The 16,996-nt window shown below is 65.7% G+C and carries 12 protein-coding genes and 3 rRNA genes; 2 read left to right on the forward strand and 13 right to left on the reverse strand.

Features of this window, described 5'->3' with window-relative positions; translation table 11 throughout:
• Nucleotides 1–94: 94 nt before the first annotated feature.
• Entirely contained in the window at nt 95–460 is a 366-nt protein-coding gene (locus tag BGK67_RS07570) for a PRC-barrel domain-containing protein (protein WP_069919191.1), read from the forward strand.
• On the opposite strand, the gene BGK67_RS07575 is transcribed toward BGK67_RS07570, so the two are convergent.
• The 13 genes from BGK67_RS07575 to BGK67_RS07635 form a co-directional block, all read right to left on the reverse strand.
• Nucleotides 457–1,974: a DNA polymerase IV gene (locus BGK67_RS07575; RefSeq protein ID WP_069919194.1), complete on the reverse strand. Its 1,518-nt coding sequence runs from the start codon at nt 1,972–1,974 to the stop codon at nt 457–459. The two genes, BGK67_RS07570 and BGK67_RS07575, sit on opposite strands and share 4 nt — an antisense overlap.
• Before the next feature lie 44 nt (nt 1,975–2,018).
• Entirely contained in the window at nt 2,019–2,657 is a 639-nt protein-coding gene (locus BGK67_RS07580; RefSeq protein WP_079154070.1) for a MerR family transcriptional regulator, read from the reverse strand.
• Nucleotides 2,658–2,847: 190 nt separating this feature from the next.
• Nucleotides 2,848–3,321, reverse strand: a complete 474-nt coding sequence (locus tag BGK67_RS07585; protein ID WP_007262890.1) for a bifunctional nuclease family protein — start codon at nt 3,319–3,321, stop codon at nt 2,848–2,850.
• Nucleotides 3,322–3,373: 52 nt separating this feature from the next.
• Nucleotides 3,374–4,135 (reverse strand): transcriptional regulator FtsR, encoded by a 762-nt coding sequence (gene ftsR, locus BGK67_RS07590; protein ID WP_208948662.1) that lies wholly within the window; start codon nt 4,133–4,135, stop codon nt 3,374–3,376.
• 47 nt (nt 4,136–4,182) lie between these two features.
• A complete protein-coding gene (locus BGK67_RS36070) occupies nt 4,183–5,136 on the reverse strand; it encodes an FHA domain-containing protein (protein ID WP_167739643.1) in 954 nt (317 codons plus the stop codon).
• Between the two features lie 73 nt (nt 5,137–5,209).
• Complete coding sequence (locus tag BGK67_RS07600) at nt 5,210–6,025, reverse strand: DUF881 domain-containing protein (protein WP_069919201.1); 816 nt, start codon at nt 6,023–6,025, stop codon at nt 5,210–5,212.
• The gene (locus tag BGK67_RS07605; RefSeq protein WP_030158423.1) at nt 6,022–6,354 is read right to left on the reverse strand and encodes a small basic family protein; all 333 of its coding nucleotides are present in this window, start codon (nt 6,352–6,354) and stop codon (nt 6,022–6,024) included. The genes BGK67_RS07600 and BGK67_RS07605 overlap by 4 nt, the downstream gene beginning before the upstream one ends.
• Nucleotides 6,351–7,259 (reverse strand): DUF881 domain-containing protein, encoded by a 909-nt coding sequence (locus tag BGK67_RS07610; protein ID WP_079154073.1) that lies wholly within the window; start codon nt 7,257–7,259, stop codon nt 6,351–6,353. The genes BGK67_RS07605 and BGK67_RS07610 overlap by 4 nt, the downstream gene beginning before the upstream one ends.
• 99 nt (nt 7,260–7,358) lie before the next feature.
• A complete protein-coding gene (locus BGK67_RS07615) occupies nt 7,359–9,854 on the reverse strand; it encodes a mannose-1-phosphate guanyltransferase (protein ID WP_069919205.1) in 2,496 nt (831 codons plus the stop codon).
• A 99-nt stretch (nt 9,855–9,953) separates the two neighbouring features.
• Nucleotides 9,954–10,544: a cardiolipin synthase ClsA gene (locus BGK67_RS07620; RefSeq protein WP_069919206.1), complete on the reverse strand. Its 591-nt coding sequence runs from the start codon at nt 10,542–10,544 to the stop codon at nt 9,954–9,956.
• 140 nt (nt 10,545–10,684) lie between these two features.
• Nucleotides 10,685–10,801, reverse strand: a 5S ribosomal RNA gene (rrf, locus tag BGK67_RS07625).
• Nucleotides 10,802–10,877: 76 nt separating this feature from the next.
• Nucleotides 10,878–14,000 (reverse strand): 23S ribosomal RNA (locus BGK67_RS07630).
• Nucleotides 14,001–14,273: 273 nt separating this feature from the next.
• Nucleotides 14,274–15,797, reverse strand: a 16S ribosomal RNA gene (locus BGK67_RS07635).
• Together the 16S, 23S and 5S rRNA genes form the textbook arrangement of a ribosomal RNA operon.
• A 743-nt stretch (nt 15,798–16,540) precedes the next feature.
• On the opposite strand from BGK67_RS07635, the gene BGK67_RS07645 reads away from it, so the two are divergent.
• Nucleotides 16,541–16,990: a PTS sugar transporter subunit IIA gene (locus BGK67_RS07645; RefSeq protein WP_069919207.1), complete on the forward strand. Its 450-nt coding sequence runs from the start codon at nt 16,541–16,543 to the stop codon at nt 16,988–16,990.
• Nucleotides 16,991–16,996: the final 6 nt, after the last annotated feature.

The following is a 16,996-nucleotide window of genomic DNA, read 5'->3' on the forward strand; positions in this document are numbered from 1 at the left end:
ACCAGCGAGGATCCGGGCACTCCCCGAGTGGCCTCCTTTCCCAATATGCACTTCTGTAGTCGTTACGGAGGAGTTGCGACCATTTGGAGGGACCGTGCAGACCGACATCGATCCGCGCAGCCTGATCGGCCGCAAGGCATTCGACCGCAACGGCACCAAGATCGGCACCATCGACGAGGTCTACCTCGACGACGCCACGGGAGTCCCGGAATGGGCAGCCGTGCGGACCGGCCTGTTCAGCCGGGACGCGTTCGTCCCTCTGGAGCCGAGCGAGCTGGTCGGAGACACCCTGCGGGTGCCCTTCGACCGGAACCTGATCAAGGACGCCCCCGACTTCGGGGTCGGCCGCCACCTCTCCCCCGAACAGGAGCTGCAGCTCTACCACCACTACGGCTTGGACGTGACCCTGCCGAGCGACTTCCAGCGCGACTTCGGCCACCTGGCGGGCGACGAGGGCTAGGCCGTCGGGCCCGGCGGCCGAGGGCCAGCCGTCGGGCCGGGCGGCCGAGGGCCAGCCGTCGGGCCGGGCGGCTCGGCGCCCGGGGAGGCGGCCGGCGGCTCCTCCCCCACCAGCGGCAGCGGGTCGGACGGCTCCAGCTCGGGGTCGTCCACCCGGAAGGTCCGCACCCGGCCGGGCTCCGACCCGGGCCGCTCGAACCGTACGGTCACCCGCCCTACGCCGCTGCCCTGCACCCACCCGGGCCCGTACACCGCATGCCGCACGTCGCTCCCGGCCGCCCACCGGCGCTCCGGAGCGGCCTCGGGCCCCGCGGACGGCTCCGCGCCCTCCGCGTCCTCCAGGGGCCCGGCAGCGGCCCCGGCGGCACCAGCGGCACCCGCAGCCCCTTCCGACCCGTCAGGCCCGGGAGCGGCCTCCCCCGCCTCCCCCTGCCGCACGGCGGCCCTCGACTGGGCGAACAGGTCCTCCTGCGTGTAGTCGGCCAGCCCGGTCACCCCCACGCCCAGCAGCCGCACCCCGCCCGTGGTGTCCACGCCCTCCAGCAGCCGCGCCGCCGCCTCGCGGACGACCGCGGCGTCGTCCGTGGGCCCCCGCAGCGTCTCGGACCGCGTCAGCGTCGAGAAGTCGTACCGGCGCACCTTCAGGACGATCGTGCGCCCCGAGTGCCCGGACCCGCGCAGCCGCTGCACGCACCGGTCCGCGAGCCGCTGCACCTCGGTCCTGATCCGCACCCGGTCGTGCAGGTCCACGTCGAAGGTGTCCTCCACCGACACCGACTTCGCGTCCCGCTCCGCGACCACCGGCCGGTCGTCGATCCCCAGCGCCATCCGGTACAGCCCCACCCCGTGCGAGCGCCCGAGCATCCGCACCAGCTCGTCCTCCCCGGCCTCCGCCAGGTCCCCGACCGCGGTGATCCCGGCGCGGCGCAGGTGCTCGCCGGTGGCCGGGCCGACCCCGGGCAGGGTCCGTACCGACATCGGCGCGAGCAGCTCGCGCTCCGTGCCCGGCTCGATCAGCAGCAGCCCCGCCGGCTTGGCCTCTTCGGACGCCACCTTGGCCAGCATCTTCGACCCCGCCAGCCCCACCGATCCGCTGAGCCCCGTCGCGGCCCGGATGTCCGCCCGCAGCCGCTCCCCGGCGGCCCGGGCGCTCGCCGAGTCGAAGGCGACCGCGCCCGCCTCCAGGTCCACGAAGGCCTCGTCCAGGGAGAGCGGCTCCACCAGCGGCGACAGTTCCCGCAGCAGGGCCATCACCACGTCGCTGACCTGCCGGTACAGGGTGAAGCGCGGAATCAGGTAGGCGCCGTTCGGGCAGAGCCGTCGCGCCTGGGCCATCGGCATCGCCGAATGCACGCCGAACCGCCTCGCCTCGTACGAGGCGGTGGCGACGACGCCGCGCGGCCCGAGGCCGCCCACGATGACGGCCTTGCCCCGCAGACTCGGCTTCGACGCCTGCTCCACGGACGCGTAGAAGGCATCCATGTCCAGATGCAGGATGGTCGGCGCGGCTCTCACATGCCCGATGCTGCCCTACGGGACTGACATTCCCGCGGCGCGGTTCAGCCGGCCCGGTTGCGGCGGGCGGCCAGCTCGTCGGCGGGGTTGTGCCCGAGCAGGGTCTCCCCGGTGTCCACCCGCTCCCCGTGCAGCTGGGACAGAGCGCTCTCCACGTCGCGCCAGACCACGCCCACGGCGATGCCGAAGACGCCCTGCCCGCCCTGGAGCAGGCTCACGACCTGGTCCGGCGAGGTGCACTCGTACACGGTGGCGCCGTCGCTCATCAGCGTCATCCGGTCGAGGTCCGCGAAGCCCCGGTCGCGCAGGTGCTGCACGGCCGTGCGGATGTTCTGCAGCGCGACCCCGGTGTCCAGGAAGCGCTTGACGATCTTGAGGACCACGACGTCGCGGAAGCTGTACAGCCGCTGCGTCCCCGAGCCGTAGGCGGCGCGCACGCTCGGTTCCACCAGCCCGGTCCGCGCCCAGTAGTCGAGCTGCCGGTAGGTGATGCCGGCCGCGGCGCAGGCGGTCGGCCCGCGGTAGCCGATCTGCTCGGGCGCCGGGTCGCCGCCCACCGGTCCGATTGGCGTCGACTCCGGCTGACGGCGCGCGGACCCGGCCGCACCGCCGTGCAGCGGGTACGGCCCACCGTCACTCCGTGCGGGGATGCCCCCGGTCGTACCGTCGCCCGTGATCCTCACGCCGACCCTCCGTCCTTGACCTGCCCACCTCGAAGGTAGGCAGTCACCCGGGGTGCGTCAACGATCGCCACACTCGGCACGCCGAGTGATAATCACCCTGAGAGTGGTTTCCCGTATCCCTTTGCGGGGAAAGGCTACTCGAATGGGCTGGCGGTTCCTGGTGGCCGACGCGGCCGACTCAGGCGCCGCCTCACTGCGGGCCGGTACCGAAGTCCTCGGGCGAGATCTGGTCGAGGAACTCGCGGAACTTCTCCACCTCGTCCTCCTGCTCGTCCGGAATCGCGATCCCGGCGTCGTCGAGCACACCGTCACTGCCGTAGATCGGCGTCCCGGTGCGCAGGGCCAGGGCTATCGCGTCGGACGGCCGCGCGCTCACCTCGACCCCGCTGGCGAAGACGAGCTCCGCGTAGAAGACGCCCTCCCGCAGATCCGTGATCCGGACCTCGGTGAGCTCCTCGCCGACCGCCTCCAGCACGTCCTTGAACAGGTCGTGCGTCAGCGGGCGGGCAGGGGCCATGCCCTGCTGCGCGAAGGCAATGGCGGTCGCCTCCCCAGGGCCGATCCAGATGGGGAGGTACCGGTCGCCTCCCACTTCACGCAGGAGCACGATCGGTTGGTTGGAGGGCATTTCCACCCGGACACCCACAACGTCGAGCTCGTTCACACAGCAACCCTAGGACCTGCCCGGCAGGTTTGGGTAGTCGGGGCCCCCTCGCTCACGGCAGCCGCACCCCGAGGGCGGTCTGCACCAGGGCTTCGTGGAGCCGTACGGAGAGCCCCGCGAGCTCCTTCATGGTGGCTTCCGCATGGGCCCTGGTCTGCGGATTGCGATGCCGCCGCAGGGGCGCCACGACCTGCTCCACGAGGCCGGCCTCCCGGTCCGCGGCCGCCTTCATGGCGCGCAGGTGGCGAGGCTCCAGCCCGAACCGCCCCAGATCGGCCACCAGCCGGGCCACCGTGACCGCTCCGGCGTCGAATCCGCCGCCCGGCATCTCGGCGAGCAGCCCGTACGACTCCCACTCGACCAGCTGGGCCTCGTCCACCCCGGCGGCCTCCAGCAGCTCCGCACGGCCCACCCGGGCCACGGTGGGCCGCTCCCGGCCCACTTCGCCGTAGACGGCCGCGGGACCCGTCGGATCGACGGACTCCCCGTGCGGCGTGGGCGCCGGGATCCGGATCTGCTCACCGCGGGCCAGCGCGTCGAGCTGGTCGCGGATGACCTTCAGCGGCAGGTAGTGATCACGCTGCAACCGCAGGATGCGGGCGAGCCGCTCCACGTCCTCGGTGCTGAACTTGCGGTATCCGGACGGTGTGCGCCTGGGCTCGACGAGGCCCTCCGCCTCCAGGAACCGGATCTTCGAGATGGTGACTTCGGGGAACTCGTCACGCAGCGTGGTGAGCACCGTGCCGATGCTCACCAGCCGCCCGGCCGAGCCGGCGGCGCCGTTTCCGGCACCGCCTGTCGGGGTGCGCAGCATGGGACCTTCCCTCTGGGGGTCTCCCCGGACCGGGTCCGGGGAGAGGGTCAGACGCCCCGCAGGCTCGCGTAGAAGACCAGCCGGTACTTGCCGATCTGCACCTCGTCGCCGTTCTGCAGCGCGACGGAGTCGATCGGCTCACGGTTCACGTACGTGCCGTTGAGGCTGCCGACGTCGGAGACGGTGAATCCGCCGTCCTGGCTCCTGCGGAACTCGACATGGCGCCGGGAGACGGTGACGTCGTCCAGGAAGATGTCGCTCTGCGGGTGCCGGCCCGCCGTGGTCAGCTCGCCGTCCAGCAGGAAGCGGCTACCGGAGTTGGGGCCGCGCCGCACGATCAGCAGGGCGGAACCGGGCGGCAGCGCTTCCACCGCGGCCTGGGCCTCGGGGGACAGCGAGGACGACGCGTGCTGTCCCGACACCTCGGCCTCGTAGGCCTCGAGGCCCGAGATCGAGATGGTGGACGTGGTCTCCGAGGCTCGCTCCGGCGTCAGACCCGCGCGCAGCGGCGCGCCGCAGTTGGAGCAGAACCGGCTGGCCGCATCGCTGCGGTGTCCGCACCTGCTGCAAACCTGCTCGGCCGACATGAACGGCTCCTCGCGCCGCGGCTGCCCCGCGGAGGCGTTGGTGGCATACGGGTCGGGGGCAAACCCTCCACCCGCACTTGAGGTTGATGGTTCACCGAAACCTATGCGCCCGGTACCGGCAGGGTCAACAGACGACGCGCCGTGCGCGCCCGAAATGTCACCCCCGCCCGCGACCTCGTCACGGAAGAGCGGCCGGTCGCCCTGCCCTTCCGCGTCACCGTGCCCGGCACGGTGACGTGCCGCTCCGCTTTCCTCGCGGTTCTTCTTGCCGAACAACTTCTCAAACAACTTCACGGGCGATTCCCCTTGACCGAAACAGACCCGCCCGTGGGGCAGGACGAACTCCGCATGCACACACCTGCCGACCCGGACATTCTCACAACGTCCGTAACCATCAGACAGTTTCCACCACACACCGCGACTTCGGTGCGCCGACCCCCCGCAGGCATCCGCCCGCGTGAGCCGGTCCACTCTCCGCTCCCCATCCTCACGATGACGACCGAGCGTAGTCAGGCTGCTTCGCAGCCCGCAAGGCGTCCACGACGATCTTCGTCGGCCGTGTGACGACGACGTTTGCCTGTTCCTTCTCCAGCGTCTGGACGACACCGCCGGGGATGTTGAGCGCCGGCTCCAGATCCTGCGGCTTTCCGATCACCTTGAACTCGTAGGGTTGTGTGATCTTCGTACCGTCGATCCCGACCCCGCCGTTCACGTCCGAGAAGTACGAGCCCGCCACCACACGCACCCCGTTGATCTGGATCGCCTCGGCCCCGGCCGCCCGCAGCTCCTGAAGCGTGTCCAGCAACTGGTCGGACCGCACGAGACCCTGGGGATCGGTGATCTTCAGCGTGATACCGGGCCCCTGGGCTGCCACCGTACCGGCCAGGATGCCGAGTTGGCGCTCCTTCTCCACGGTCTGCTTCCGGGCCTCCTCCGCCTGGTTGGAACTGCTCTCCAGCTCCTTGCGCTGATCCTCCAGCCGCTGCTTCTCCTCCTCCAGGCGCTTGGTCCGCCCGTCCAGCTCGTCGAGGATCCGTACGAGGTCCTCCTGACGGGCCCCGCGCAGCGCACTCGAATCACTGGTCGAGCGCACCTGGATGGCGAGCCCGAGCCCCAGGACGAACAGCAGCAGGGCCACGATCAATTGGGCCCGGCTCACCCGCGGCGGCCACAGCCCCGCCGCGAGCCGCTGCCGGCCCGTCTGCTCGGGCTCCTCCGCCGCCGGCGCCGTCCCCTTGTTGAGAGGCTCTTGCGGAACGTTCGGTTCCTCGGGCGGGGTGTCATTCGTACTCATCGGCCTCACGCCCGGAACACGTGCCGGCGGATGGCCGCGGCGTTGGAGAAGATGCGGATGCCGAGGACCACGACCACACCCGTGGACAGCTGCGAGCCGACGCCCAGCTTGTCGCCGAGGAAGACGATCAGCGCGGCCACGACCACGTTCGACAGGAACGACACCACGAAGACCTTGTCCACGAAGATGCCGTCCAGCATCGCGCGCAAGCCCCCGAACACCGCGTCCAGCGCCGCCACCACGGCGATCGGCAGATAAGGCTCCACCACGGCCGGCACTTCGGGCCGGACCAGAAGTCCGACCACCACTCCGGCCACGAGGCCCAGTACCGCGATCACGATGCACCCTTCTGCTGCTCTGCTGCTGTAGCTGTACGAACGGTCAGGCTCGACGCGGCCGGCAACCGCACCTCGTCGGCGGCGGACAGGGTGTAGCGGATCCCGTAGCTCTCCTGCAGCACATGCAGGTACTGGCCGTCCGCCGAGTCCTGGAAGGCGGTGCCGAGCCGCTTCTTGTCCCCCACCGCCAGCACTTCGTACGGCGGCACCAGCGGCCTGTTGTCGACGAGTATCGCGTCACCGGCGGCCCTGATGGCCGACAGCGCCGTCAGCCGCTGCCCGTTGATGGAGACGGCCTCCGCCCCCGACTGCCACAGCCCGTTGACGATCTTCTGCATGTCGCGGTCCCGGACCCGGCCGGTGTCCGAGAAGCCGGCGCTCTCCCGCGGCCCGTCCCCGCCGCCCGACGAAGCGCCCTTCGCGTCGTCCACGACCAGCTTGACCCCCGGACCGCGCACCTCCGTGGCACCCGACAGCAGCCCGACGAGCTCGCCCTGACCGCTCCCGGGCTGCTTGAGCGCCGCCCGCTGGCGGTCCGCGACGGTGACCCGGAGCCGCTCGATGTCCCGCTCCAGACCGTCCGCGCGCTCATCGGCCCGCTCCACGCGCTCGATCAGCTCGTGGCGCTCCTTGGCCAGCACCGGCGCGGCCAGACGCGCCTCGGCGGCGCCCAGCGTGACGACCATCGCGGCGAGCACGAGTCCGGCGCCGAGCGCCAGTCTGGCCTTCAGGGTCCGCGGGAGACCCGCCGTACCCTCCGCCTCACGCCGGGCCGCGGCCTCCGCATAGCCCTCGTCGAGACCGTGGTCCATCACGTGCGTCAGCAGCGACATGGAGGCGTCCGGGCGGGCGGGCGCAGGAGGGGCCGAACTCCGGCTGTGGGGCGGCTGCGACATGCCGCACATCGTCGCATGTCGGCGGCGCACACACCGAATGCGTCCGTCCCCCGGACCGGGCGGGGAAACCTCCCCGCCCGGTCCGGGGGACACCGGTATTCACGGCACTCAGTTCCCGCCGCCGTCCACCACGCCCGCCCACTCGTCGAGCAGCGCCTGCGCCGAGGCGTCGTCGGGACCTTCGGCCCACAGATGGGTGACGGCCTCGGCCGGATCCGGCAGGACCAGCGCCCAGCGCCCGTCCGCCTCCACGACCCGCACCCCGTCGGTGGTGTCCACCTGCCGGTCGCCCGCCGCCTCCACGACGCGGCGCATCACGAGCCCCTTCACCGCCCACGGCGTCGGCACGTCCCGCTTGAGCACGTGCGCCCGCGGGATCCTCGCGTCTATCTGGCTGAGGGTGAGCTGCGTACGTGCCACCAGCCCGAGGAGCTGCACGAAGGCCGCGGCGCCGTCGAAGACGCTGCCGAACTCCGGAACGATGAACCCGCCACGGCCGTCCCCGCCGAAGATCGTGTTCTCCGCCCGGCCCACCCGGGTCAGGTCGTCGGGCGAGGTCGTCGTCCACTCCACCTGCGTGCCGTGGTAGGCCGCCACCTGCTCGGCGACGCGCGTGGTGGTCACCGGCAGCGCGACCTTGCCGCTGCGCTTGGCCGCCGCCACCAGGTCCAGCATCACCAGCAGCGCCCGGTCGTCCTCGATGATCCGCCCGCGCTCGTCCACGAGGGAGATCCGCTCTCCGACCGGGTCGAAGCGTACACCGAAGGCGGCCCGGGCCGAGGCCACGATCTCCCCGAGCCGTACCAGCCCGGCCCGGCGGGACTCCGTGGTCTCCGTCGGCCTGGACTCGTCGAGCCCGGGATTGATCGTCAGCGCGTCCACGCCGAGCCGGCCCAGCAGGCTGGGCAGCACGAGCCCGGCGCTGCCGTTGGAGGCGTCCACGACCACCTTGAGTCCGGCATCGGCGATCCCGCTGATGTCGACCCGCCGCAGCAGCGAACCGGTGTAGGCGTCGAAGACGCTGCCCGGGAACTGCAGGTCACCGATCTCTCCGGGGAACGCACGGCGGTATTCCTGGCGCGCGTACACCCGGTCGAGCTTGCGCTGCTGCTGGAGCGAGAGATCCGCCCCTCGCTCGTCCAGGAACATGATGTCGACGGAGTCCGGCACACCCGGCGAAGTCCGCAGGACGATCCCGCCCGCGCTGCCGCGTGCGGTCTGCTGCCTGGCCACGGGCAGCGGCACGTTCTCCAGGTCGCGCACGTTGATCGCACTGGCCTGGAGCGCCGAGATCACCGCGCGCTTGAGCGCTCTCGCGCCTCGGGAGTGGTCGCGCGCGGTGGTGACCGTCGCGCCCTTCTTCAAGGTCGTCGCGTAGGCGCCCGCGAGCCGCACCACCAGTTCGGGGGTGATCTCCACGTTCAGAATGCCGGAGACCCCGCGCGCACCGAACAGGTGCGCCTGTCCGCGCGATTCCCAGATGACCGACGTGTTGACGAAGGCGCCGGCCTCGATGGTCTTGAACGGGTAGACCCGCACGTTGCCCTGGACGATCGATTCCTCACCGACGAGGCACTCGTCCCCGATGACCGCGCCGTCCTCGATCCGCGCGGCACGCATGATGTCGGTGTTCTTGCCGATGACACAGCCGCGGAGATTGCTGTGCGGCCCGATGTAGACGTTGTCGTGGACGACGGCCTTGTGCAGGAAGGCGCCGCTCTTGACGACGACGTTCGACCCGATGACCGTGTGCTCGCGGATCTCGACACCGGCCTCGACCTTGGCGTAGTCCCCGATGTAGAGGGGCCCGCGCAGGACCGCGTCCGGACTGACCTCGGCGCCTTCGGCGATCCACACACCGGGCGAGATCTCGAAGCCGTCCATGTCGATCTGGACCTTGCCCTCGAGCACGTCGGCCTGCGCCTTGACGTAGCTCTCGTGCGTGCCGACGTCCTCCCAGTAGCCCTCGGCCACGTAGCCGTAGATCGGCCGGCCTTCCTTCATGAGCTGGGGGAACACGTCACCGGACCAGTCCACGGAGACGTCCGGGTCCACGTAGTCGAAGACCTCGGGCTCCATGACGTAGATCCCGGTGTTGACCGTGTCGGAAAAGACCTGGCCCCACGTCGGCTTCTCCAGGAAGCGCTCGACCTTGCCCTCCTCGTCCACGATCGTGATACCGAATTCCAACGGGTTCGGTACCCGGGTGAGGCACACCGTGACCAGTGCGCCCTTCTCCTTGTGGAAGCGGATCAGATCGGTGAGGTCGAAGTCGGTGAGCGCATCGCCGGAAATGACGACGAAGGCGTCATCCTTCAGGGCTTCCTCGGCGTTCTTCACACTGCCGGCGGTGCCGAGTGGCTTCTCCTCATTGGCATAGGTGAGCTCCATCCCGAGCTCCTCGCCATCCCCGAAGTAGTTCTTGACGAGCGACGCCAGGAACTGCACGGTGACGACGGTTTCGCTGAGCCCATGCCGCTTGAGCAGCCTCAGCACATGCTCCATGATCGGCCGGTTCGCCACCGGCAGGAGCGGCTTGGGCATGCTCGAGGTCATTGGGCGAAGGCGCGTTCCTTCGCCACCGGCCATCACGACGGCCTTCATGTCGGAAGAGTCCTCCTAGAGAGATGACGGTCTGGCCGACCTCACCCGTCTCGGACGGTGACTACGCTACTCCTCCGCGTCATCGGGCGCCTGACGAGCTCAATCGGCCGTGGAGTCCGCCTTCACGAGACGGCGGACTTGAACCACGTAAAGGATTCCTGCCCACCAATAGAGGGTTGTACCCCATCCGGCGAACGCCCATCCGAAAACTGACCCCGTCCAGGCCAACCAACCCGTGCCATCACTGAGCAGCAGCAAGGGGAACGCGTACATCAGGTTGAAGGTCGCGGCCTTGCCGAGGAAGTTGACCTGCGGCGGCGGATAGCCGTGGCGGCGCAGGATCCACACCATGACCAGCAGCATCAGCTCGCGTGCGAGCAGGGCGCCCGTGAGCCACAGCGGCAGAATCTCGCGATAGGTCAGACCGAAGAGCGTCGACAGGATGTACAGCCGGTCCGCGGCCGGATCCAGCAGCCGTCCGAGCTTGCTGATCTGATTCCAGCGCCGGGCGAGCTTCCCGTCGAGGTAGTCACTGATCCCGCTGAGCATGAGGACGGCCAGGGCCCATCCGTCGTGCTCGGCGAGGATCAGCCAAAGGAACAGGGGCACGCCGGCCAGGCGAGCCATGCTCAGGACGTTCGGAATGGTGAAAATTCGGTCAGTCTGAACCCGAGTCTCCTGGACCTCCACCCGGGGGCCTCCACTGTGACGATAGAAATCTGGTCGATCGATGCCCCCTGACCCTACAGGAGACCACACAGGTGCCCTGAACGCAGAAAAGCCCCGCACCGAGCCCGTAAAGGGCTGGTGCGGGGCTTCCCGCAATGATTGTTCGGCGGCGTCCTACTCTCCCACAGGGTCCCCCCTGCAGTACCATCGGCGCTGAAAGGCTTAGCTTCCGGGTTCGGAATGTAACCGGGCGTTTCCCTAACGCTATGACCACCGAAACACTATGAAATTAGAACGCTGGCATGAACACAGCCGTTCGTTATTTCAGAACTAACACAGTGGACGCGAGCAACTGAGGACAAGCCCTCGGCCTATTAGTACCAGTCAGCTTCACCCGTTACCGGGCTTCCACATCTGGCCTATCAACCCAGTCGTCTACTGGGAGCCTTACCCTCTCAAGGAGGTGGGAATACTCATCTCGAAGCAGGCTTCCCGCTTAGATGCTTTCAGCGGTTATCCCTCCCGAACGTAGCCAACCAGCCATGCCCTTGGCAGGACAACTGGCACACCAGAGGTTCGTCCGTCCCGGTCCTCTCGTACTAGGGACAGCCCTTCTCAATATTCCTACGCGCACAGCGGATAGGGACCGAACTGTCTCACGACGTTCTAAACCCAGCTCGCGTACCGCTTTAATGGGCGAACAGCCCAACCCTTGGGACCGACTCCAGCCCCAGGATGCGACGAGCCGACATCGAGGTGCCAAACCATCCCGTCGATATGGACTCTTGGGGAAGATCAGCCTGTTATCCCCGGGGTACCTTTTATCCGTTGAGCGACGGCGCTTCCACAAGCCACCGCCGGATCACTAGTCCCGACTTTCGTCCCTGCTCGACCCGTCGGTCTCACAGTCAAGCTCCCTTGTGCACTTACACTCAACACCTGATTGCCAACCAGGCTGAGGGAACCTTTGGGCGCCTCCGTTACCCTTTGGGAGGCAACCGCCCCAGTTAAACTACCCATCAGACACTGTCCCTGATCCGGATCACGGACCGAGGTTAGACATCCAGCACGACCAGAGTGGTATTTCAACGACGACTCCACAACCACTGGCGTGGCCGCTTCAAAGTCTCCCACCTATCCTACACAAGCCGAACCGAACACCAATATCAAACTGTAGTAAAGGTCCCGGGGTCTTTCCGTCCTGCTGCGCGAAACGAGCATCTTTACTCGTAGTGCAATTTCACCGGGCCTATGGTTGAGACAGTCGAGAAGTCGTTACGCCATTCGTGCAGGTCGGAACTTACCCGACAAGGAATTTCGCTACCTTAGGATGGTTATAGTTACCACCGCCGTTTACTGGCGCTTAAGTTCTCAGCTTCGCACGCCCGAAAGCGCACTAACCGGTCCCCTTAACGTTCCAGCACCGGGCAGGCGTCAGTCCGTATACATCGCCTTACGGCTTCGCACGGACCTGTGTTTTTAGTAAACAGTCGCTTCTCGCTGGTCTCTGCGGCCACCCCCAGCTCACGGAGTAAATCCGATCACCAGTGATGGCCCCCCTTCTCCCGAAGTTACGGGGGCATTTTGCCGAGTTCCTTAACCATAGTTCACCCGAACGCCTCGGTATTCTCTACCTGACCACCTGAGTCGGTTTAGGGTACGGGCCGCCATGAAACTCGCTAGAGGCTTTTCTCGACAGCATAGGATCATCCACTTCACCACAATCGGCTCGGCATCAGGTCTCAGCCTTAATGAGGGACGGATTTGCCTACCCCTCGGCCTACACCCTTACCCCGGGACAACCACCGCCCGGGCTGGACTACCTTCCTGCGTCACCCCATCGCTTACCTACTACAAGTCTGGTTCGTCGGCTCCACCACTTTCCTTTCCCCGAAGGGTCCGGAACGGCTTCACGGACTTAGCATCGCCTGATTCGATATTGGGCGTTTCAAAGCGGGTACCGGAATATCAACCGGTTGTCCATCGACTACGCCTGTCGGCCTCGCCTTAGGTCCCGACTTACCCTGGGCAGATCAGCTTGACCCAGGAACCCTTAGTCAATCGGCGCACACGTTTCTCACGTGTGTATCGCTACTCATGCCTGCATTCTCACTCGTGAACCGTCCACAACTAGCTTCCGCTGCTGCTTCACCCGGCACACGACGCTCCCCTACCCATCACAGCGGGCGTTGGCCCTATTGCTGCAATGACACGACTTCGGCGGTACGCTTGAGCCCCGCTACATTGTCGGCGCGGAATCACTTGACCAGTGAGCTATTACGCACTCTTTCAAGGGTGGCTGCTTCTAAGCCAACCTCCTGGTTGTCTCTGCGACTCCACATCCTTTCCCACTTAGCGTACGCTTGGGGGCCTTAGTCGATGCTCTGGGCTGTTTCCCTCTCGACCATGGAGCTTATCCCCCACAGTCTCACTGCCGTGCTCTCACTTACCGGCATTCGGAGTTTGGCTAAGGTCAGTAACCCGGTAGGGCCCATCGCCTATCCAGTGCTCTACCTCCGGCAAGAAACACACGACGCTGCACCTAAATGCATTTCGGGGAGAACCAGCTATCACGGAGTTTGATTGGCCTTTCACCCCTAACCACAGGTCATCCCCCAGGTTTTCAACCCTGGTGGGTTCGGTCCTCCACGAAGTCTTACCTCCGCTTCAACCTGCCCATGGCTAGATCACTCCGCTTCGGGTCTAGAGCGTGCAACTCAATCGCCCTATTCGGACTCGCTTTCGCTACGGCTTCCCCACACGGGTTAACCTCGCTACACACCGCTAACTCGCAGGCTCATTCTTCAAAAGGCACGCAGTCACGACCCATTGGGTAAACCCAATGAGCGACGCTCCCACGGCTTGTAGGCACACGGTTTCAGGTACTATTTCACTCCGCTCCCGCGGTACTTTTCACCATTCCCTCACGGTACTATCCGCTATCGGTCACCAGGGAATATTTAGGCTTAGCGGGTGGTCCCGCCAGATTCACACGGGATTTCTCGGGCCCCGTGCTACTTGGGAGATGAGCAAGCAAGCCGCTGATGTTTCGTCTACGGGGGTCTTACCCTCTACGCCGGACCTTTCGCATGTCCTTCGACTACATCAACGGTTTCTGACTCGCCGACCGGCCGGCAGACCGATCAAGCTCATTCCCACAACCCCGCATGCGCAACCCCTGCCGGGTATCACACGCATACGGTTTGGCCTCATCCGGTTTCGCTCGCCACTACTCCCGGAATCACGGTTGTTTTCTCTTCCTGAGGGTACTGAGATGTTTCACTTCCCCTCGTTCCCTCCACATGCCCTATGTGTTCAGGCATGGGTGACAGCCCATGACGACTGCCGGGTTTCCCCATTCGGACACCCCCGGATCAAAGCTCAGTTGGCAGCTCCCCGGGGCCTATCGCGGCCTCTCACGTCCTTCATCGGTTCCTGGTGCCAAGGCATCCACCGTGCGCCCTTAAAAACTTGGCCACAGATGCTCGCGTCCACTGTGTAGTTCTCAAACAACGACCAGCCACCCATCACCCTGTACTCAAAGAGCACAAGTTCACTGGGGCCGGCACTGAAGACATGACCTTACGGCCGTACCTTCAGGACCCAACAACGTGCCAAGCACGATCCCCGTCTTCTCTTTCCACGCCGAAGCAGTACTCGAGAACCATCAAACCGTGCCAACTAATCAACGTTCCACCCATGAGCTGACCGTGCAGAACATTTGTCTGCAATCGGTACTGTGCTCCTTAGAAAGGAGGTGATCCAGCCGCACCTTCCGGTACGGCTACCTTGTTACGACTTCGTCCCAATCGCCAGTCCCACCTTCGACAGCTCCCTCCCTTACGGGTTGGGCCACCGGCTTCGGGTGTTACCGACTTTCGTGACGTGACGGGCGGTGTGTACAAGGCCCGGGAACGTATTCACCGCAGCAATGCTGATCTGCGATTACTAGCAACTCCGACTTCATGGGGTCGAGTTGCAGACCCCAATCCGAACTGAGACCGGCTTTTTGAGATTCGCTCCACCTCACGGTATCGCAGCTCATTGTACCGGCCATTGTAGCACGTGTGCAGCCCAAGACATAAGGGGCATGATGACTTGACGTCGTCCCCACCTTCCTCCGAGTTGACCCCGGCGGTCTCCTGTGAGTCCCCATCACCCCGAAGGGCATGCTGGCAACACAGGACAAGGGTTGCGCTCGTTGCGGGACTTAACCCAACATCTCACGACACGAGCTGACGACAGCCATGCACCACCTGTATACCGACCACAAGGGGGCACTATCTCTAATGCTTTCCGGTATATGTCAAGCCTTGGTAAGGTTCTTCGCGTTGCGTCGAATTAAGCCACATGCTCCGCTGCTTGTGCGGGCCCCCGTCAATTCCTTTGAGTTTTAGCCTTGCGGCCGTACTCCCCAGGCGGGGAACTTAATGCGTTAGCTGCGGCACCGACGACGTGGAATGTCGCCAACACCTAGTTCCCAACGTTTACGGCGTGGACTACCAGGGTATCTAATCCTGTTCGCTCCCCACGCTTTCGCTCCTCAGCGTCAGTAATGGCCCAGAGATCCGCCTTCGCCACCGGTGTTCCTCCTGATATCTGCGCATTTCACCGCTACACCAGGAATTCCGATCTCCCCTACCACACTCTAGCTAGCCCGTATCGAATGCAGACCCGAGGTTAAGCCTCGGGCTTTCACATCCGACGTGACAAGCCGCCTACGAGCTCTTTACGCCCAATAATTCCGGACAACGCTTGCGCCCTACGTATTACCGCGGCTGCTGGCACGTAGTTAGCCGGCGCTTCTTCTGCAGGTACCGTCACTTTCGCTTCTTCCCTGCTGAAAGAGGTTTACAACCCGAAGGCCGTCATCCCTCACGCGGCGTCGCTGCATCAGGCTTTCGCCCATTGTGCAATATTCCCCACTGCTGCCTCCCGTAGGAGTCTGGGCCGTGTCTCAGTCCCAGTGTGGCCGGTCGCCCTCTCAGGCCGGCTACCCGTCGTCGCCTTGGTGGGCCATTACCCCACCAACAAGCTGATAGGCCGCGGGCTCATCCTTCACCGCCGGAGCTTTCAACCCCCGCCCATGCAGGCAGGAGTGGTATCCGGTATTAGACCCCGTTTCCAGGGCTTGTCCCAGAGTGAAGGGCAGATTGCCCACGTGTTACTCACCCGTTCGCCACTAATCCACCCCGAAGGGCTTCATCGTTCGACTTGCATGTGTTAAGCACGCCGCCAGCGTTCGTCCTGAGCCAGGATCAAACTCTCCATGAATGTTTACCCGTAATCGGGTGCACACATCACGTAGAGCGGGACGATCATGTCGGAATAAGACCGACCGTCCACTGCGTCCTCGCTGTGTAATCGCCTGCAAGCACTCCACGAGGGAGCCCCACAGGTCTTTTTCAAAGGAACCTCATCCACCGAAATGGACGGGGTATCAACTTTTGGCGTTGATTTTTGGCACGCTGTTGAGTTCTCAAGGAACGGACGCTTCCTTCGTACTCACCCTCTCGGGCTTTCCTTCGGGCTGTCGTTCTGTTTTCCTGCTGTTCTTGCGTGTCCGACTCTATCAGACTCTCTCGGGCCTGATTTCCTCGGTGCTTTCCAGTTCCTGCGCTTCCGCGCTTTCCCTTTCCGGCGATTCCGACCCTAGCAGCGATTTCCTGTCCCTCTGACCACTCGCCGTTTGCCACCAGGACATGCGGGAAGTAATCGAGTTCAAGATCGGTGCTGGGAGTGGAGGAGTCCCGTCCATCCGGCGTTCGCGAGAAGTTCACACGAAGCGCCGTGGCGGGAGTCACGACAGTACAGGCCCTGCGGTGCCCAAGCAAATCGATTCGGGCGTATGGTCTAGTCCACCGGTCTAGTCCACTAGTCTCCGTGCCGAAGGGCCGTCCGGAGCAGGACCGACATCCGGCGAACCCGAACATCTCGTGACATATCCTTCTGAAGAGTACGCCGTTCGCAACAGGCAGTGACGGCGACACTGAGAAGCTCCGCCCCTGGGAGGCCCCATGACCAGCGTGACGTCCCCACTTGCCGGGCGCGCCATCGGACTCGCGGCAGTGCCCGATCCGGTGTTCTCCGGCGCGATGGTGGGCCCGGGCACGGCTATCGATCCCGTGCGCGAGCCCTCGGAGGCGGTGTCCCCCGTAGACGGTGTGGTCGTCTCCCTGCATCCGCACGCGTACGTCGTAGTCGACGGCGAAGGCCACGGTGTGCTCACGCACCTGGGGATCGACACCGTCCAGCTCAACGGCGAGGGCTTCGAGCTGCTCGTCAACAAGGGCGACACCGTGAGCCGCGGCCAGGCCGTCATCCGCTGGAACCCGAAGGCCGTCGAGGAAGCCGGCAAGTCGCCGGTCTGCCCCGTCGTGGCACTGGAGGCCTCCGCGGAGTCGCTCTCCGATGTCGTCGAGTCCGGGGACGTGAAGGCCGAAGAGGTCCTCTTCAGCTGGGAGTGACCTCGT

Source organism: Streptomyces subrutilus (genome assembly GCF_001746425.1).
In the GTDB taxonomy this organism is placed as follows: domain Bacteria; phylum Actinomycetota; class Actinomycetes; order Streptomycetales; family Streptomycetaceae; genus Streptomyces; species Streptomyces subrutilus_A.